This is a genomic window from Kribbella aluminosa, assembly GCF_017876295.1.
Classification (GTDB): Bacteria; Actinomycetota; Actinomycetes; order Propionibacteriales; family Kribbellaceae; genus Kribbella; species Kribbella aluminosa.
On sequence record NZ_JAGINT010000001.1, the window covers coordinates 2,070,909 to 2,089,323 of the forward strand.

At 69.3% G+C, this 18,415-nt stretch carries 14 protein-coding genes and 3 pseudogenes; 8 read left to right on the top strand and 9 right to left on the bottom strand.

Annotation, left to right across the window (positions count from 1 at the left end; genetic code table 11):
* The first annotated feature begins 330 nt into the window (after nt 1–330).
* Complete coding sequence (locus JOF29_RS10100; RefSeq protein WP_209693943.1) at nt 331–2,832, top strand: DEAD/DEAH box helicase; 2,502 nt, start codon at nt 331–333, stop codon at nt 2,830–2,832.
* On the opposite strand, the gene JOF29_RS42895 is transcribed toward JOF29_RS10100, so the two are convergent.
* From JOF29_RS42895 to murA, 3 genes and pseudogenes are all read right to left on the bottom strand, one after another.
* Nucleotides 2,819–3,280, bottom strand: a complete 462-nt coding sequence (locus tag JOF29_RS42895; RefSeq protein ID WP_307863551.1) for a hypothetical protein — start codon at nt 3,278–3,280, stop codon at nt 2,819–2,821. The genes JOF29_RS10100 and JOF29_RS42895 overlap by 14 nt on opposite strands.
* Nucleotides 3,281–3,359: 79 nt before the next feature.
* Nucleotides 3,360–4,049 (bottom strand): annotated as a pseudogene (locus tag JOF29_RS42900) (enoyl-[acyl-carrier-protein] reductase FabV); the annotation flags it as partial.
* A complete protein-coding gene (gene murA / locus JOF29_RS10110; RefSeq protein ID WP_209693944.1) occupies nt 4,027–5,313 on the bottom strand; it encodes a UDP-N-acetylglucosamine 1-carboxyvinyltransferase in 1,287 nt (428 codons plus the stop codon). The pseudogene JOF29_RS42900 and the gene murA, both read right to left, overlap by 23 nt.
* Nucleotides 5,314–5,432: 119 nt before the next feature.
* Here murA and JOF29_RS10115 point away from each other — a divergent pair, with 119 nt between their 5' ends.
* The gene (locus JOF29_RS10115; protein ID WP_209693945.1) at nt 5,433–6,014 is read left to right on the top strand and encodes a cob(I)yrinic acid a,c-diamide adenosyltransferase; all 582 of its coding nucleotides are present in this window, start codon (nt 5,433–5,435) and stop codon (nt 6,012–6,014) included.
* Here the strand turns inward: JOF29_RS10115 and sppA are convergent.
* From sppA to JOF29_RS10130, 3 genes are all read right to left on the bottom strand, one after another.
* The gene (gene sppA, locus JOF29_RS10120) at nt 6,011–7,663 is read right to left on the bottom strand and encodes a signal peptide peptidase SppA (RefSeq protein ID WP_209693946.1); all 1,653 of its coding nucleotides are present in this window, start codon (nt 7,661–7,663) and stop codon (nt 6,011–6,013) included. The two genes, JOF29_RS10115 and sppA, sit on opposite strands and share 4 nt — an antisense overlap.
* A gap of 77 nt (nt 7,664–7,740) precedes the next feature.
* Nucleotides 7,741–8,679 (bottom strand): hypothetical protein, encoded by a 939-nt coding sequence (locus JOF29_RS10125; protein ID WP_209693947.1) that lies wholly within the window; start codon nt 8,677–8,679, stop codon nt 7,741–7,743.
* An 81-nt stretch (nt 8,680–8,760) separates the two neighbouring features.
* Nucleotides 8,761–9,093: a hypothetical protein gene (locus tag JOF29_RS10130; protein WP_209693948.1), complete on the bottom strand. Its 333-nt coding sequence runs from the start codon at nt 9,091–9,093 to the stop codon at nt 8,761–8,763.
* A gap of 138 nt (nt 9,094–9,231) precedes the next feature.
* Here JOF29_RS10130 and JOF29_RS10135 point away from each other — a divergent pair, with 138 nt between their 5' ends.
* The 6 genes from JOF29_RS10135 to JOF29_RS10160 are packed head-to-tail and all read left to right on the top strand — an operon-like array spanning nt 9,232 to nt 15,519.
* Nucleotides 9,232–9,540: an STAS domain-containing protein gene (locus tag JOF29_RS10135; protein ID WP_209693949.1), complete on the top strand. Its 309-nt coding sequence runs from the start codon at nt 9,232–9,234 to the stop codon at nt 9,538–9,540.
* Nucleotides 9,541–9,558: 18 nt separating this feature from the next.
* Nucleotides 9,559–11,586, top strand: a complete 2,028-nt coding sequence (locus tag JOF29_RS10140; RefSeq protein ID WP_307863243.1) for an ethylmalonyl-CoA mutase — start codon at nt 9,559–9,561, stop codon at nt 11,584–11,586.
* 11 nt (nt 11,587–11,597) lie between these two features.
* On the top strand, nt 11,598–12,905 hold the full coding sequence (locus JOF29_RS10145) for a glycoside hydrolase family 32 protein (RefSeq protein ID WP_209693951.1): 1,308 nt from the start codon (nt 11,598–11,600) through the stop codon (nt 12,903–12,905).
* A 22-nt stretch (nt 12,906–12,927) separates the two neighbouring features.
* The gene (locus JOF29_RS10150; protein WP_209693952.1) at nt 12,928–13,749 is read left to right on the top strand and encodes an aldo/keto reductase; all 822 of its coding nucleotides are present in this window, start codon (nt 12,928–12,930) and stop codon (nt 13,747–13,749) included.
* 4 nt (nt 13,750–13,753) lie between these two features.
* Nucleotides 13,754–14,719 (top strand): Dyp-type peroxidase, encoded by a 966-nt coding sequence (locus JOF29_RS10155; protein ID WP_209693953.1) that lies wholly within the window; start codon nt 13,754–13,756, stop codon nt 14,717–14,719.
* Nucleotides 14,716–15,519, top strand: coding sequence for a family 1 encapsulin nanocompartment shell protein (locus tag JOF29_RS10160; protein WP_209693954.1), 804 nt, complete (start codon nt 14,716–14,718; stop codon nt 15,517–15,519). The genes JOF29_RS10155 and JOF29_RS10160 overlap by 4 nt, the downstream gene beginning before the upstream one ends.
* On the opposite strand, the gene JOF29_RS10165 is transcribed toward JOF29_RS10160, so the two are convergent.
* The 3 genes and pseudogenes from JOF29_RS10165 to JOF29_RS45900 all read right to left on the bottom strand — a co-directional run.
* Nucleotides 15,516–17,084, bottom strand: coding sequence for a Na+/H+ antiporter (locus JOF29_RS10165; RefSeq protein WP_209693955.1), 1,569 nt, complete (start codon nt 17,082–17,084; stop codon nt 15,516–15,518). The genes JOF29_RS10160 and JOF29_RS10165 overlap by 4 nt on opposite strands.
* Nucleotides 17,085–17,174: 90 nt before the next feature.
* A pseudogene (locus JOF29_RS44405) lies at nt 17,175–17,639 on the bottom strand (MFS transporter); the annotation flags it as partial.
* A gap of 7 nt (nt 17,640–17,646) precedes the next feature.
* Nucleotides 17,647–18,387, bottom strand: a pseudogene (locus JOF29_RS45900) (MFS transporter); the annotation flags it as partial.
* Between the last annotated feature and the right edge of the window lie 28 nt (nt 18,388–18,415).

The window sequence follows — 18,415 nt, forward strand, 5'->3', positions numbered from 1 at the left end:
GACATCCCATCAGCGATCAACTCTCCCGGTCACCGGCAGGGGCACGCTCTGTCGACAGGACTCAAAGTCCAGGACGTATAGAGTGCTCACCCACCGGCGGCCTACCAGCTACCGAGTCTGCCCGACGGCGACCCGATAACTCTCATTAGGACGTATCCGTCCATCGCGGCCGCTTGCACGCCTGGCACACGGGCCGGCCGCGGCACGGTGCGCGTATGTCCTGTCGAGCTTGCACAAGCTCTCCTTCGTACGCAGTGCTGCGGGAGGACACGCTCACCGGTGGGACCCGGCGGAGTTGGCGGGTTGGCTGTTCGGGGACAATGGGTGGTGATGACGCTTACTGAGACACTTCCGGGGACCACTGGGCCTGACGACCTGTTCGACGCCTTTCAGGGGTGGGTGGGGGAGCAGGGGATCTCGTTGTACCCGGCTCAGGAAGAGGCGTTGATCGAGGTGATGACGGGGTCGAACGTGATCCTGTCGACGCCGACCGGCTCGGGTAAGAGCCTCGTTGCCACCGGCGCGCACTTCGCCGCGCTCGCGAACGGTCAGCGGACGTTCTACACCGCCCCGATCAAGGCCCTGGTCTCGGAGAAGTTCTTCGCGCTCTGCGACGTGTTCGGCGCGGACAAGGTCGGCATGCTGACCGGCGACGCCGCCGTCAACGCATCGGCCCCGATCATCTGCTGTACGGCGGAAGTCCTCGCGAACATCGCGCTCCGCGAAGGCGCCGACGCCGAGATCGGCCAGGTCGTGATGGACGAGTTCCACTTCTACTCCGAGCCGGACCGCGGCTGGGCCTGGCAGGTGCCGCTGCTGGAGCTGCCGAAGGCGCAGTTCCTCCTGATGTCCGCGACCCTCGGCGACGTCGAGCGCTTCAAGATCGACCTGTCCCGCCGCACGGGTCGCCCGACGGCGATCGTCGCGTCCGGCGAGCGCCCGGTCCCGCTGATCTACAAGTACGTGACCAGTCCTCTGCACGAAACGCTCCAAGAGTTACTCGTGACGCACCAGGCTCCCGTGTACGTCGTGCACTTCACCCAGGCGTCGGCGTTGGAGCGTGCGCAGGCGCTGACCAGCATCAACGTCTGCACGAAGGAGGAGAAGGACAAGATCAAGGAGCTGATCGGACACTTCCGGTTCGGCTCCGGCTTCGGCAAGACGCTGCAGCGACTCGTCATGCACGGTATCGGTGTCCACCATGCAGGCATGCTGCCGAAGTACCGGCGTCTGGTCGAGCAGCTGGCTCAAGCCGGTCTGCTGAAGGTGATCTGCGGCACCGACACGCTCGGCGTCGGCATCAACGTGCCGATCCGCACGGTGGTGCTGACCGCGCTGAGCAAGTACGACGGTCGCCGGCAGCGCATCCTGAAGGCACGTGAGTTCCACCAGATCGCGGGCCGCGCGGGTCGCGCCGGGTACGACACCTCCGGCACAGTCGTGGTCCAGGCGCCAGATCATGTGGTCGAGAACGTCAAGGCGCTCGCCAAGGCCGGCGACGACCCGAAGAAGCAGCGCCGGGTGCAGCGGAAGAAGCCGCCGGAGGGTTTCGTCACCTGGGGGGAGGACACCTTCGACCGGCTGGTCGCTGCCGATCCCGAACCGCTGCAGTCGAAGATGCGCGTCAGCCATGCGATGCTGCTGAACGTCATCGCCCGCGACGGCGACGCGTTCACCAGTATGCGCAAGCTGCTGCGGGACAACCACGAGGACGCCAAGGCCCAGGTCCGGCTGGTTCGGCGCGCGATCCAGATCTACCGCACGCTGCTGACGGCCGGCGTGGTCGAGCGGCTGGACGAGCCCGACGAGTTCGGCCGCTCGCTGCGGCTGACCGTTGATCTGCAGAAGGACTTCTCACTCAACCAGCCGCTGTCCACCTTCGCGCTGGCGGCTTTGGACCTGCTCGACCCCGCGGATCCCGTGTATGCCCTCGACGTGGTGTCGGTGGTCGAGGCGACGCTCGAGGATCCGCGCGCCGTCTTGATGGCGCAGCTGCACCATGCCAAGGGCGAGGCCGTGAACTCGATGAAGGCCGACGGCATCGAGTACGAGGAGCGGATGGAGCTGCTCGACGAGATCAGCTGGCCGAAGCCGCTCGAAGAGTTGCTCGAGGCCACTTTGGAGATGTACCGGCAGACGCACCCGTGGATCGCCGAGGCCGGGCTGTCCCCGAAGTCGGTGGTCAGGGACATGTTCGAACGGGCGATGACGTTCGGCGAGTTCGTCCAGTACTACGGTCTGGCACGCTCCGAGGGCATCCTCCTGCGCTACCTCAGCGACGCGTACAAGGCGCTCCGGCAGACCGTCCCGCCGGACAAGGTCGACGAGGACCTGGCCGACCTGATCGAGTGGCTCGGCGAGGTGGTCCGCCAGACCGACTCCAGCCTGCTCGACGAGTGGGAGGAGCTGACGAACCCGACCGACGACACGCAGGTCGAGGTCGTGCCGGCCGGACCGCGCCGGATCACCTTGAACACAAGGGCTTTCCGGGTCCTGGTCCGGAACGCGATGTTCCGCCGCGTCGAGCTGGTCGCCCTGCACCGCTGGGCGGAGCTGGGGCAACTCGACAGCGAAGCCGGCTGGGACGCGGGCCGCTGGGCCGAGGCCGGTACGGCGTACTACGCCGAGCACGAGGTCGTCGGTACCGGCCCGGAAGCCCGCGGCCCCGCGCTGTTCATGGTCGAGGAACACCCGGGCTACTGGGAGGTCCAGCAGATCATCGACGACCCCGAGGGCAACCACGACTGGCGTATCACCGCGAGCGTCGACCTGGCCGCCTCCGACGAGGCGGGCGAGCTGGTCCTCGAGCTGGCGTCGTTCAAACCCCTGTAGCTGTTGCGGTAGGCCAGTCCACGTCGACCTCGGTCTCCGCGTCGTACTCCACATCCGGTACGCCGAACCCGTACAGCCGACGTACCTCGGCCAGGAACCACGCGGCGTCGGCGACCTCGGCGATGTTCTCCTGCGTCACCAACTCCCACTGCGCGCGGACGGCGGACTGGACCTCGTCGTTCAGCTCCCAGCGGTCGAGGCGGATGCGCCCCTCGTCGTCGAGGTCGAGCGGTGCCTCGCCGGTGAGCTGGTCCCACAGCGCGATCGACTGCTCCACCGGCGTCTGCAGACCGGTCACCTTGTGCAGGAGACTGACATACAGACCGATGCCGGGGATCGCGGACGACGCCTGCGTGACGGCGGCGCCGTTGACCGACGTCATCGCGGTGACACCGTCCGCGGCCAGCTTCAGGGCGGTCTGCTCCAGATCCGCCTTGGCCGCGCCGATCGAGCCCTGCCGGTAGAGCGGGCCCGGTCAGGTCGGAGCCGATGTACGTGAGCGCGACGGTGTTGAACCCGGACTTGAGCAGGTCGCGTTCCTGCAGCGCGGCGATCCACCGGGTCCAGTCCTCGCCGCCCATCACCTTCACGGTCTGGGCGATCTCGTCGTCGGTCGCGACCTCGATCCCGACCTCCTGCAGCACCGGCGCACCGTCGTCGAACGCAAGGCTCTTCGTGGTGTGCGGAGCGCCGATCGCCTTCAGCGCCGACTGGTAGGTCTCGCCGCTGCGCGGGTCGGTACGGCGGGGCGCGGCGACGCTGTAGATGAGGTGGTCGATCTTGCCGAGCTTCGCCGCGACCAGGTCGAGCACCTCGTCCTTGGTGGTGTCCGCGAAGGCGTCAGCGTTCACGAAGCTCCACGAGCGGCCGAGCTCAGCGGCCAGTGCGGCGGTCTCCGCGGTCCGGTACCACCCGGCGGTCGCCGTACGACGGGCTGTGGCCGCCTTCTCGAAGCAGACGCCGATGCCGTCGATCCCGTACCGCGCGAGGCCCGCGATCGTGGTCGCGAGCCCATAGCCCGAGCTGGACCCGATCACCAGCGCCGTACGCCGCTCCGCCGGCCGCGCCGGGACCTCCGCCGTCATGTCCCGCACAACCCGGGCGCACCCCGCCGGATGCGAGTCGAGAAACAGAAATCCCCGCCCAACCGGCTTCACCACACGCTCACTCATGCGGACGACCCTAACCGGGGTGTCAGCTCCAGTACATCTCCGCATCGTCAGGTTCCACCACGACGTCGGCGCCGAGGCGGCGGAGGTTGCCCGCGAAGTCGGTGTAGCCGCGGTGCACGTGGTGGGCGGCCGAGACCAGTGTCTCGCCCTCGGCGGCGAGGCCGGCCAGCACCAGCGCGGCACCGGCCCGGATGTCGGACGCGACCACCGGCGCACCGGACAGCCGCGGTACGCCGCGGACCACCGCGTGGTGCCCGTCGGTCTGGATCTGCGCGCCCAGGCGGGTGAGTTCCTGGGCGAACGTGAACCGGCCTTCGAACAGGTTCTCGGTGACCATCGCGGCGCCGTCGCTGAGCGCGTTCAGCGCGATCACGAACGCCTGCAGGTCGGTCGCGAACCCGGGGTACGGCAGTGTCACCACGTCCACCGGCTTCGGCCGGTCATGCATCCGGACCCGGAAGCCCGGATTCAGCACGGTGATCTCGGCGCCTGCCTTGTGCAGCTTGTCGAGCGGCAACTCGAGGTGCTCCGCATGACCGTTGGTGACGGTCACATCACCCTTGGTGATCGCAGCCGCGAACGCCCAGCTGCCGGACACGATCCGGTCCGGGACCACGGTGTGGTCGACCGGGTTCAGCAGCCCGTTCACGCCGCTGATCTCGATCCGCGGCGAGCCGGCGCCGTCGATCTGCGCGCCCATCTCGACCAGCATCGCGGCGATGTCCTGGATCTCCGGCTCGCGGGCGGCGTTCTCGATGATCGTGGTGCCCTTCGCGAGCACCGCCGCCATCATGATCGTCTCGGTCGCGCCGACGCTCGGGAAGTCCAGCCAGACCTCGGCGCCGTGCAGCCCCTGCGGCGCCTCGGCGATCACGAACCCGTGCTCGATGTGCACCTTCGCGCCCATCGACTCCAGCCCGGCGACGTGCATGTTCAGCCCGCGGGAGCCGATGTTGTCTCCGCCCGGCAGCGCCACCTCCGCCTGGCCGCAGCGGCCGAGCAGCGGGCCGAGCACCGAGATCGAGGCGCGCAGCTTGCGGACCAGCTCGTAGTCGCACTGGTGGCCGATGGCGCCCGGTACGGCGATCGTCGCGAGCCGCTGGTCCGCGTCCACCTTCACCGAGCACCCGAGCGTGTCCAGCAGCTGGGCCATGAACGTGACGTCCAGGATGCCCGGCACCTGGCGCAGCGTCGTCGTACCTTCGGCGAGCAGCGCCGCCGCCATGAGCTTGAGCACACTGTTCTTCGCGCCGGCCACCTCGACAGCGCCGTCGAGCCGTGCCTCACCCGCGATTCGAAACCGTTCCACCGGTCGACTGTAGGCCATGCTGGGTCTCGCTGTGCCCGCCGAGTGCCGCGCAGCACGCGCAGGAAGACCCAGCATGGCCTTCGCGTTTGACGGTCCCGGGGTTTGCGTAGAGTCCTGGCATGGCTGTGAACTTGACGCGGATCTACACGCGCACCGGTGACGCCGGCGAGACCCGCCTCGGCGACAACTCCACCACCTCGAAGACCGACCCGCGGCTGGCGGCGTACGGCGAGGTCGACGAGGCGAACTCGGCGATCGGGGTGGCGATCGCCGCCGGGCACCTGAACAGTGCGATCGCGGTGCTGCTGACCCGGATCCAGAACGACCTGTTCGACGTCGGCGCGGATCTCTGCAACCCGATCACTCCTGATCCGGAATATCCGCCGCTGCGGGTCACTCAGGACTACGTCGACCGGCTGGAGGGCTGGTGCGACGAGTACAACGGTCGTTTGACCAAGCTGCGTTCGTTCATCCTGCCCGGCGGTACCGAGGGCGCCGCGTACCTGAACGTCGCCCGCGCGGTCGTCCGCCGCGCCGAGCGGGCCGGCTGGGCCGCCGTCGAGGCGCACGGCCCGTCGATCAACCTGCTCGCGATCACGTACCTGAACCGCCTGTCCGACCTGCTCTTCATCCTCGGCCGGGTCGCGAACCTGTCCTCCGGCGGCGACGTCCTCTGGATCCCCGGCGGCGAACGGGACTAGCTGATCTCCCACGAGAACGGCATCCGCAGTACGCCCGCGGGGGGTAGGCCGAGCGCGCTGTAGAGACCGGTGGTCAGGCCGTCGAGCGTCAACGGCGCCGCGGCGACTGCCAGATCATCGGTCGTCGTCGGCGCCTTGAGCTGACTCATCAGGTTGCGGTGCGGTACTGCGGTCACGGCGACCTCGTCGCGGTCCAGACCGGCCCGGTTGCAGGCCAGGGTCAGCGCGTGCTGGAAACCGCCCAGCTCGTCGACCAGCTTGTGGCTGTGGGCGTCGGCACCGGTCCAGACCCGTCCGCGTGCCAGCGACTCCAGCCGCTCCTCCGGGAGTCCCCGGTCCAGTGCGGCCTTGCCGACGAAGTCCTTGTAGATGCGGTCGAGTGTTTCCTCCAGCCGCGCCCACTGCTCGTCGGTGAACTCCTCCTGTGCCGAGTACATCTGTGCGTTCGCACCTTCGGACACGGCCTGCTGTGAGATCCCGATACGGCCGAGAGCGTCCCGTACGACGCCCTTGCCGGTCAGTACGCCGATAGAACCGGTGATCGTGCCCGGCTGCGCCACGATCAGGTCAGCCGGCATCGCAACGAAGTACCCGCCGGATGCGGCGACACTGCCCATGGACGCGATCACAGGGCGTCCGCTTGAACGCAGCCGCAGTACCTCGTTGCGGATCGCGTCAGAGGCGACGTACGACCCGCCTGGGCTGTCTACGCGCAGTACTACCGCCCTCACGCGTTCGTTGGCTGCCACGGCGCGCAGTGCGGCGCCTACGGTGTCCGAGCCGGAGCCAGGGCCGCCCATGGGGCTGTTGGAGTTGCGGCCGACCGAGATGCCGCCAGTCACGCGCACGACCGCCACCAGCGGCTTCTGCGGCCAGGGGAGCGTCTTGCGTACTTCGTCCAGCGTCCGCGGGCCACGGCGGATGTAGCGCTCGGCCAGCAGCCTGTCGTCGTACTGCAGCTGCTTCTCGAGCTCGTCGTACACGTCCGACCGGTACCCGAGCCGATCGACCAGCCCCGCGTCCAGACCGGCCTGTGCGGGCAGGGGCGCGCTGTCGACCAGCTCCCGTACCTGCGTCGTGTCCAGCCGTCGCCGTACCGCGATACCCTCGACGATCTGCTCGTACGCCGACTCCGCCAGCCGCGACGCCATCTCCCGGGCCGGCCCGGTCATTTCGCGCTCGGTGAACGTGTCGGCCGCTGTCTTGTACTCACGCCGCTTCCCGAACTGCGGGATCACCCCGGCCTTGTCCAGCGCGCTGCGGATGAAGACCGCCTGCACCGAGACACCCGTGATCGCCAGGTCGCCGGACGGCTGCAGCCAGATCTCGTCGAACGCAGTGGCCAGGTAGTACGGGACAGTGCCCTGGCCGGTCTCGCCGAACGACTCGGTCCACGCGACCGCCGGCTTCCCCGACGTACGGAAGTCGGCAACCGCCTCGCGCAGCTCCTGCACCTGGGCCAAGGACAGCCGGTGGCCGCCGAGGTGCGCGACCAGCCCGACGACCCCGTCGTCCCGGGCGCCCTTCCGCAGCGCGGCAACCAGCTCGCGCAGCGTCGGCAGATGCCGCATCCGAAACGCGGCAACAGGAGAAGCGGGCGGCGTCTCGAGTACGCCGCGGGTCAGATCCAGCTCAAGCAGTGTCCCCATACCCCGACCCTAGACGCTCCAAAAAGACCTGTCCCCGCCCAGCTCGGCTGGACGGGGACAGATCCGTTACAGCTGGGTCACTCGCCCACGCGCTGCGGGCCGCCCGAGCCGGTCAGCAGGAAGTGCACCTTGGCACCGAACGTGGCCTTGAAGCTCCCGTAGCTCTTGATCACCGTGGTGGTCCCGGTGGCTTTGCTGACGGCGTACACCGTGGCTGTGTCGGTGTCGTGGTCGAACGCGGTCAGCAGCGTGCTGGTAGCGCCGCACCGCTGGGCCACCAGCGAGTCGAACGCGGCGAACCCGGATGCACGGACCTGCTTCACAACCGGCTTCATCGGCAGCGTGACCGGCACGTGCACCGTGTAGAGCGCACCGCCCTTGGTCAGCACCAGCAGGGTGTCGTACGTCGCCGTCTCGGCGATCAGGGTGATTGCCTTGACGGAACCGAAGCCCGGCGCCGAACCGTACGCCCGCGCCCGGTCCTGGACTGAGTAGCGGTACAGCGACCCGTTGGCGTGCAGGCCGTAGAGGAACGACCGCTCGCCGTACGAGTAGTTGGAGTCGGTGATCTGGCTGAACCCGCGCCACCCCGTGCCCAGCTTGATGGCCCGGACGGTCGGTGTGGTCGCCGAACCCTGGTACATGGCGATCGCGCCGTACAGGTTGTCGCCCTGCAGGACGAGACCGTGGACGAAGTCCGTCGTGCCGTCGCTCTCCAGGTACCAGCTGGCGCTGGAGCGGACGGCGAACAGCTTGTACGGGTCCAGCGGGTTCACGGTGAGCGGCCGGCTGGCCGTCACGTCGTACCCGCCGGCCGTCCCGGTCGCGTTGACCGCGCCGATGCCGAGCCCGCATGCCGTGGTCGCGGCCTGGGAGTTGGTGGTGGGGAGCTTCCCCGCGCTCTTCGCGGCGGTCCGGAACGAGTCCGGCTTGGGCTTGGCCGCGATCGCGGCTGCCGGTACCGCCGCCGCGGTGACCAGGCCCAGCCCGGCCAGCGCGAGTGCAACACGTCGCATTCTCATAGCCCGTACATCGGCGGGTGCATACTCCGCGTTACCGGGAACACGTACCGTTACTAATTTGGTACAGTCCGGTAGTCAGGAGGCGTCGAGGAGGCCGCGGGCGGCGGGCTCGTCGTGGGGCCAGACGTAGACGGTCCAGCCGTTGGTGGTGCGGGCGGCGGTCGCCTTGATGCCGAAGGTCTTCAGGCGGGCGACCAGGACGCGGGCCTCGTTGTACGTCGGCACGGTGCGGATGTCGGTGAGCAGGCCGAAGGTGTCCGGCTCAGCCGGGGTGTGGTCGACCCGCCGGACCAGTGAGCCGCCCTTCGCCTTGGAGAACGCCCAACGGCACAGCAGCACCATCACGCCGGCCAGGGCGATGGCCACCACCGGGAACAGGAAGTAATCCTCGGCGAACACGCCCACCATTGTCTCGCGGATCAAAAGGTCGTGAGGTGTTGGCAACCTTCCGTGTCTTCGGGGAGTCTTTACGAACACAAGCCATCACCAACGCTGTCACGCGGCCGATGGAACTCGGGGGCCGCCGGAAGAGCGGAGGGCACGAACATGCTCGAGCCTGACAACGTGGTTCACCTGACCGGAATCCTGGACGTGCGCTCGGTCGGCGACGTCCGGCAGACCCTCAACCACCTGATCGACACCTCCGTCGGCGACGTGATCGTCGACCTGGAAGCGGTCGACGCGGTCGATGCGACCGGCCTCGGCCTGCTGGTCGCCACCCACCGCCGCACCCAACTCCTCGGCCGTCAGTTGGTCCTCTGGCACCCGATGCCGTCGGTCGTCCGCATCCTCGCCGTCACCCGTCTGCACCGCGTCCTGAACGTGGAACGCACCCCACTGCCGATCAGCGCCTAGGTGTGATGTAGGCCCCTGGTGACGCCAGTCACGAGGGGCAGACTCACAAGGGCACACAGTCCTACTCTCGGGTACATGGCCGATCGACCTTGGGTGATGCGGACGTACGCGGGGCACTCGTCCGCGGCCGAGTCCAACGCGCTGTTCCGGCGGAATCTGGAGAAGGGGCAGACCGGTCTGTCGGTCGCGTTCGACCTGCCGACGCAGACCGGGTACGACGCGGACCACGCGCTCGCGAAGGGCGAGGTCGGGAAGGTCGGCGTGCCGGTCGCGCACCTCGGCGACGTCCGGGCGCTGTTCGACGGGATCCCGCTGGCGCAGATGAACACGTCGATGACGATCAACGCGACCGCGATGTGGCTGCTCGCGCTCTACCAGGTCGCCGCGCAGGAGCAGGGCGCGCTGCCGGATGAGCTGACCGGTACGACGCAGAACGACATCGTCAAGGAGTACCTGTCCCGCGGCACGTACGCGTTCCCGCCCGACGCCTCGCTGCGGCTGACCACCGACATGATCGCGTACACGGTCGCGAACATGCCGAAGTGGAACCCGATCAACATCTGCAGCTACCACCTGCAGGAGGCCGGCGCCACGCCCGTCCAGGAGCTGGCGTTCGCGCTGTCGACCGCGATCGCCGTGCTGGACCGGGTCCGCGACGGCGGGCAGGTGCCGCCGGAGCGGTTCGGGGACGTCGTACAGCGGATCTCGTTCTTCGTGAACGCGGGGGTCCGGTTCATCGAGGAGACGTGCAAGATGCGCGCGTTCGTCCGCCTGTGGGACTCGCTGACCTTGGAGCGGTACGGCGTGACCGACGCGAAGGCGCGGCGCCTGCGGTACGGCGTACAGGTGAACTCGCTCGGGCTGACCGAGGCGCAGCCGGAGAACAACGTGCAGCGGATCGTGCTCGAGATGCTCGGCGTGACGCTGTCGAAGAACGCCCGGGCGCGCGCGGTCCAGCTGCCGGCGTGGAACGAGGCGCTCGGGCTGCCGCGGCCGTGGGACCAGCAGTGGTCGTTGCGGATGCAGCAGGTTCTGGCGTACGAGTCCGACCTGCTCGAGTACGACGACATCTTCGACGGCTCGCACGTGATCGAGGCGAAGGTCGACGCGCTGGTCGCCGGTGCGCAGGAGGAGATCGACCGGGTACAGGCGATGGGCGGGGCGGTCGCCGCGGTCGAGAGCGGCTACCTGAAGCAGGCGCTGGTCGCGTCGCACGCGGAACGCCGGCAGCGGATCGAGTCCGGCGAGCAGGTCGTCGTCGGCGTGAACAAGTTCGAGAGCACCGAGCCGTCGCCGCTGACCGCCGACCTCGACACGGCGATCCAGACCGTCGACCCGGCCGCCGAGTCCGCCGCGCTGGAGTCCCTGCAGAAATGGCGCTCCGCTCGTGACCAGAAAGCGGTCGACGCCGCACTGACCAGGCTCCGGGCCGCGGCGAAGACGACCGACAACCTGATGCCCGTCACGCTCGAATGCGCGCGCGCCGGCGTGACGACGGGGGAGTGGTCCGGCGTACTGCGGGAGATGTACGGCGAGTACCGCGCGCCGACCGGGGTCTCCGGATCGGTCGGGGTGTCCGCCGGCGGGGCGGAGATCGCCGCGGTCCGGGAGAAGGTCGCCGCGACGTCCGCCGAACTCGGGGGACGGCTGCGGCTCCTGGTCGGCAAGCCCGGCCTGGACGGGCACTCGAACGGCGCCGAGCAGGTCGCGGTCCGTGCCCGTGACGTCGGCTTCGAGGTCATCTACCAGGGCATCCGCCTGACGCCGGAGCAGATCGTCGCGGCCGCGGTCGCCGAGGACGTGCACTGCGTCGGCCTCTCGATCCTGTCCGGCTCCCACATGGAACTGGTACCCCAGGTCGTCGAGGGCCTCCGCGAGGCCGGCCTCGAAGACGTCCCGGTCGTGGTCGGCGGCATCGTCCCGGAGGCCGACGCCGCAGCCTTGCGGACCGCCGGTGTGGCCGCGATCTACACCCCCAAGGACTACGACCTGACCGGCATGATGTCGGATGTCGTCGACGTGATCAGGCAGGCCAACAAGCTCTAGCATTGGAGCCTGTGACCAACCAGCCGTTGTACGGCGAAACGTGGCGTCCGCAGCAGCACTTCACAGCCCGGCAGTTCGGGACCGAACTGCCGGAGCCCGGGAAGCGCCAGGAGGGCTGGCTCAACGACCTGAACGGTCTCGTGTACTACGAGGGCGAGTACCACCTGTTCGCTCAGCGCTGGAACAAATGCTGGATCCACGCCGTCAGTGACGACCTCGTGCACTGGACGGAGCTGCAGCCGGCGTTCTGGGAGGAGGCGCTCGACACCGGGGTGCAGTCCGGTTCGGTGGTGATCGACTACGGCAATACCTCCGGGCTGTCGCCCGACCCGGACCGGCCGCCGATGGTCGCGTTCTGGTCGCGCAACGACAACCTGAGCCAGTGTGTGTCGTTCAGCCTCGACAAGGGCCGCACCTGGCAGCACTACGACGGCAACCCGATCATGACGATGCCCGAGCGCGACCCGAAGGTGCTCCGCTACGACGACCACTGGGTGATGATGCTGTACGGCGACCAGCGGTACCACCTGCTGACGTCGACCGATCTCCTGCGCTGGACCGACACCGGCAACGTCGTACCGGACAGCTTCGAGTGCCCGGACTTCTTCGAGCTGCCCCTCGACGGCGGCGACCCGAAGTGGGTGCTGGTGCGCGGCGACGGCAAGTACTCCGTCGGCACGTTCGACGGTACGTCGTACACCGAGGAGTCCGAGCAGCTGCTCTCGGACGCCGGGCCGAACTTCTACGCCACCCAGACCTGGAACAACACCGAGACCGGCGACGGCCGCCGGATCCAGGCCGCGTGGATGCGGGACGGCCGCTACCCCGGGATGCCGTTCAACCAGCAGGTCACGATCCCGTGCGAACTCAGGCTGCGCACCGTCGACGGCCGTCCGCACCTGTTCCGGACCCCGGTCCGGGAGCTGACCACGCTGTACGCCGGAACCACGCACTGGTCCGGCACCGTGAAGCCGGGCGCCGACAAGGTCCTCGCCGACGGCCCGGTGGAGGTGGACCTGCACCTCGAGGTCGAGATCCCGTCCGGCGCCGCGCTGACCGTCGACGTGTCCGGTACGACGGTGGAGCTCACCCACGCGACCGTGACATCCGGCTCGGAGCCGCAGCCGGTCTCCGGCGGGCTGCGCACCGTCCGGGTGCTGGTCGACCGGACCTCGGTGGAGGTCTTCGCGAACGACGGCGAGGTGTCGCTCTCACGCTGCTACCTGCCGTCCGGCGGCGGACTGGTCCTGACCGCTACCGCCCCCGTCCGGGTCGTGGCGACCCTGCACAGTCTCGCGTCGATGTGGCCGGATCGCTGATCCGGCTGGTAGAACCGGATGCATGAACTTGACCAGCACGCGCAAGCTGTCCAACGGAACCGAGCTCCCGGTGTTCGGGCTCGGGGTCTGGCAGGTGAACGACGGGCTCGAGTGTGAGCGCGCCGTGCGGTGGGCGCTGGAGGCCGGCTACCGGCTGATCGACACCGCGCAGGCGTACCGCAACGAGGCCAGCGTCGGGAAGGCGATCCGGGAGAGCGGCGTACCGCGCGAGGAGATCTTCCTGACCACCAAGTTCTACCCGGGCGGGAAGGACGCGCGGGTCGAGGCGGAGAAGAGCCTGGAGCGGCTCGGCACCGACTACCTCGACCTGTACCTGATCCACTGGCCGCAGGGCGGGCCGACCTGGGCGTGGCCGGCGATGGAGGCCGCCGTCGACGCCGGGCTCACCAAGGGCATCGGCATCTCGAACTTCAGCGTCGCCGAGCTGGCCGAGCTGGGCAAGATCGCCCGCATCCAGCCGGTCGCCAACCAGGTCCAGTTCAGCCCGTTCGAGTACCGCCGGGCGCTCCTCGACGCCTGCGAGGCGGCGAACGTCGTCGTCCAGGCGTACAGCCCGCTCGGCACCGGCCGGCACCTCGACGACCCGGTCGTCACCCGGATCGCCGGCGCCACCGGTCACACTCCCGCCCAGGTGCTGATCCGCTGGGCGATCCAGAAGGGCCTGTCGGTGATCCCGAAGACCGTCCACCAGGACCGGATCATCGAGAACGCGGGCGTCTTCGACTTCGAGCTCGACGACGCCGCGATGGCGGCGCTGGACGGGCTCGACACCACCGGCCAGACCGCCGACGCGCTCTCGCAGAGCGGCAAGTGGTGGTCCTGAACCGATGATCCAGGACGTACTGCGGGAGCCCGCGAAGGCGGCGATCTTCCTGGTCGCCGACGTACGTCCCGGATCCGAGGCGTCCGTTCGGGACCTGCTGGCGGACCTCGCCGGACTGACCCGCGCGGTCGGCTTCCGCGCCCCCGGCGACCAGCTCAGCTGTGTCGTCGGCATCGGCGCGTCGCTGTGGAGCCGGCTCTACCGGGCTCCGGCGCCGCGGGACCTGCACCCGTTCCGCGGGCTGTCCGGCGCGCGGCACACCGCCCCGGCGACGCACGGCGACCTGCTCTTCCACCTCCGCGCGCGGCGCCTCGACCTGTGCTTCGAGCTGGAGCGCCAGCTGATGCGGCGGCTCGCGGGGCACGTGCGGGTGCTGGACGAGGTCCAGGGGTTCAAGTACTTCGACGAGCGGGACCTGCTCGGGTTCGTGGACGGCACCGAGAACCCGGCCGGTGCGGCGGCCAGGGCGGCGCTGGCGATCGGGGACCAGGATCCGGCGTACGCCGGGGGCAGCTACGTGATCGTCCAGAAGTACCTGCACGACCTGGACGCCTGGCAGGCGTTGCCGGTCGCGGAGCAGGAACGGGTGATCGGCCGGTCGAAGCTCAGCGACATCGAGCTGACCGACCAGGCCGTGAACTCGCACGTCGCCGTGAACACGATCGTCGACCCGGACGGCACCGAACGCCAGATCGTCCGCGAGAACATGGCGTTCGGGTCACCGGGAGCCGCCGAGTTCGGCACCTATTTCATCGGGTACGCCGGGACGCCGGAGGTGATCGAGCGGATGCTGCGGCGGATGTTCGTCGGCGAGCCGGCCGGGAACCACGACCGGATCCTGGACTTCTCGACCGCGGTCACCGGCAGCCTGTTCTTCGTACCGGCAGCGGACTTCCTCGAGAACCCCCTCGACAACTCCACCAGCGACGGTTCGCTGGGGATCGGCAGCCTGAAAAGGAGTTCCAGATGACGAACAACCTGCACCGCGAGCTGGCCCCGGTCTCGGACGCCGCCTGGGGGGAGATCGAGGAGGAGGCCCGCCGGACCTTCACCCGGGACATCGCCGGGCGCCGCGTGGTCGACCTGGTCGGTCCCGCCGGACCCGCCCTGTCCTCGGTCGGCACCGGCCATACCGAGGCGGTCGAGGCACCCGGCGACGGCGTACACGCGCTCCGTCGGCTGTCGCAGCCGATCATCGAGCTGCGGGTCCCGTTCACGGTCACCCGGCATGCGGTCGACGACGTGGAGCGCGGCGCCAAGGACTCCGACTGGCAGCCGGTCAAGGACGCCGCCAAGCAGATCGCGTACGCCGAGGACCACCTGGTCTTCCACGGCTCCGACGCGGCCGGGATCGTCGGACTCGCCCCGAGCACGTCGAACGACGTCCTGGCGCTGCCGGGTGAGGCGCGCGACCTCCCGGACACCGTGGCGCAAGCACTGCGTGCGCTGCGACTGGCTGGTGTGGCTGGTCCGTACAGCCTGCTGCTGTCGGCGGACGCTTACACGGCGGTGGCGGAGACAACCGACCACGGCTACCCGATCCGTGACCACCTGTCCCGGCTGATCGGTGACGGAGAGATCATCTGGGCACCTGCGCTCGAAGGCGCGCTGCTGGTGTCGACCAGAGGTGGCGACTACGAGCTGCACCTCGGGCAGGACCTGTCCATCGGTTACCTGTCCCACAACGCCGACAGCGTTCAGCTGTACCTGCAGGAGTCGCTGACGTTCCTGGCGCTCACTGCGGAGTCCAGCGTCGTACTGCGGGCTTAAAGCTCCAGCAGGGTCCGTTCCTCGTGGTCCAGTTCGCGGCGCAGCTTGCGCAGGCTGGCGTCCGGCAGCCTGCCGGCGTCACGCCAGCGGACCAGCTCGGCGCCCTGGGCGTTGATGATCGCCCGGCGCGCCTCGACCGCGGCACGGTAGTCCTGCGGCCAGGTGATGTCGCCGTCGCCGGACTGGAGCAGTGCGGCGCTGCGGGCCTTGAACCTGTCGGCTCGGGCGGCCAAGTTGGCTCGCAGTACGGCGGCCAGTTCGGCGCCGATGCGTTCCGCTGCGAAGAGCCGGTCCACGGCGGCCAGGCCGGCCTCCACACCGGCCAGGCGTGCGTCGTTGTTCAGCTGCTCCACCTCTGCCACGTTGACGCCCAGCTTGAGCCACCGGAGCAGCGGCGCGAACGTGAGGCCCTGGCCGACAAGAGTCACCAGCACGGCGACGTACCCACAGAAGACCAGCAGGTCACGCTGTGGAAATGCGTGGAGGGGTACGGCGACCAGTGCGGCCAGGGTGATGACGCCACGCGTCCCGGCCCAGCTCATCGCGACGACCTCACGCGGGTGCAGCCGTTCGGACGGTGTGATGCCGAGTCGTGCGTGCAGGCCGACCGGTACGAGCTGTGTGAGCGCCAGCCACAACGGCCGGACCAGTAGGACCGCTCCGACTGTTACGGCCGCTGCTGCGATGACCTGACCGTTGAGCATGGCTGGTAGCTGCTGGCCGATCAGCAGGAAGATGAACCCCTCCAGCAGGAACTCGACGAGTTCCCACACCGCCCCGGTCTGCAGCCGCGACGCGCCGGTCTCCTCGCGGCCCGCGTCGTACCCGATCATGAGCCCCGCGATGACGACCGCGAGTACGCCGGAGGAGTGGATCTCCTCGGCGAGCAGGTACGCGACGAACGGCGCGGCGAGCGACACCGCGTTGCCGATCAGCGGGTCGCGCAGCCACGGACGCGCCTTCCGGATCGTCCACGCGACCAGCCCGCCGACCGCGAGCCCGCCGACGATCGCCAGGACGAACCGCCCGGACGCGGCCGCCCACGAGAACCGGGTGCCGACCGCGGCCGCCAGCGCCAGCTGGTACGTCGTGAGCGCGGTCGCGTCGTTGAGGAGGCCCTCGCCCTCGATCAGCACGATCAACCGCGGCGGCAGCCCGGCGCGGCGCCCGATCGACAGCGCGGCCACCGGGTCCGGCGGCGCGACCGCGGCACCGAGGACCAGCCCGACCGCCAACGGCATCCCCGGTACGACGAGGCTCACGAGCGCGCCGACCACGAAGGCGGTGAGCAGGACCAGCAGCACCGAGAGGCTGACGATCGGCCGCAGGTTCGCCCGGATCGCCGGGAGACTCGACCGCCGCGCGGTGCTGTAGAGCAGCGGCGGCAGCACGAGCAGCAGCACCACGTGCGGGTCCAGCGTGAGCTTCGGCCCGGGCAGTACGGCGTACACCAGGCCGACCAGCGTCAGCAGGATCGAGGACGGTACGCCGAACCGGGAGCCCGCGCCGCGGGCGAGCACCACGACCGCGGCCATCGCGAGTACGAACCACACCTGTCCGGCCACGGGACCTCCGAGGGACGTGCCGACGTTACCCGGCAACCTATCTCTGCAGGCCCGCCGGAACGCCCCGGTTTGTCCACGCGCACAGCGAAGTTAGTTCCGGACCTCCACGTTGCCGCTGTAGCGGAGGAGGGACGGGGTCCAGAGGGCCAGGGCGATCAGGGCGGTGACCAGGAGGAGCGCGCTGACGAAGGTGGTGGTGTTGACGCCGTAGTGCTCGGCGAAGGCGCCCAGGGTCAGGGAGGCTACGGGCATGATGCCGATGGCAAGTTCCTGGATGCCGAGGGCGCGGCCGTGCAGGGGCTCGGGGGTGGTCATCAGCAGCAGCGTGGTCTGCAGTACGCCGAACGCCGCGCTCATGACGCCGATCCCTGTCATCAGGACGAACGACACCATCACGTTGTGGGACAGCGCGAACAGCGCCCACAGCGCGCCCCAGACCGCCGTACCGACGACGAACAGGCCGCCCTTGAACCGGAAGTCGCCCAGCCAGGCGATCACCAGGGATCCGGTCAGGCCGCCGACGCCGGCACAGGTGAGCAGCCAGCCGAGGGCCGGCCGCGTCCAGCCCGAGGGATTCCTGCGCGAACACCGGCATGAAGGACTGCGCCACCGGCCAGAGCATCGTGTTCGCGGCCAGCGTGACCAGCAGGACGGTCGACGCCAGCCGGTTCCGGGCGATCTCCCGGAGCCCGCTGGTGACCATCCGGACCGCCGACTCGGTGTGCCCGCCGACCACCTGGCCGTACTCGCGCAACGGCAGCAACGCGACCAGCGAGACGGCGTACCAGAACGTCGACACCCACAGCGCGGCCGGTGCGCCCAGCCCGGTGATCATCAGGCCGCCGATCGCGGGCCCGATCACCTGGGTCATGTTCAGCGCCATCGAGTTCAGCGCGTTCGCGTTGCTGAGGTTGTGCCGGCCGACCAGGTCCATCACCAGCGACGCGCGGGCCGGCTGCGACGGCGACTGCGCGAGCCCGATCGCGAGCCCGCCGACGACCAGCACCCAGTACGGCGCTTTGCCGAGCGACGCGAGCGTGGCCACCGTACTGACCGCGACCATCGCCCACGACGCCGCGATGATCAGCAGCCGGACCCGGTTGTGCCGGTCCGCGAACGCCCCCGAGAACGGGCCGAGCAGCAGCGGCGCCAGCCGTACTGCGGTGAACACCGCGACCAGGAAGTCCGAGTGCGTGGTCTCGTACGCGAGCCACCCGAGCACGAGCGTCTGCGTCCACACCCCACCGAAGCTCTGCTCAATTGTTCGCTCGCTGCGCTCGCGAAGAAGAGGTTCGAGAACCACAACAGCCGGAACGCCCGGTTGTCCCGCA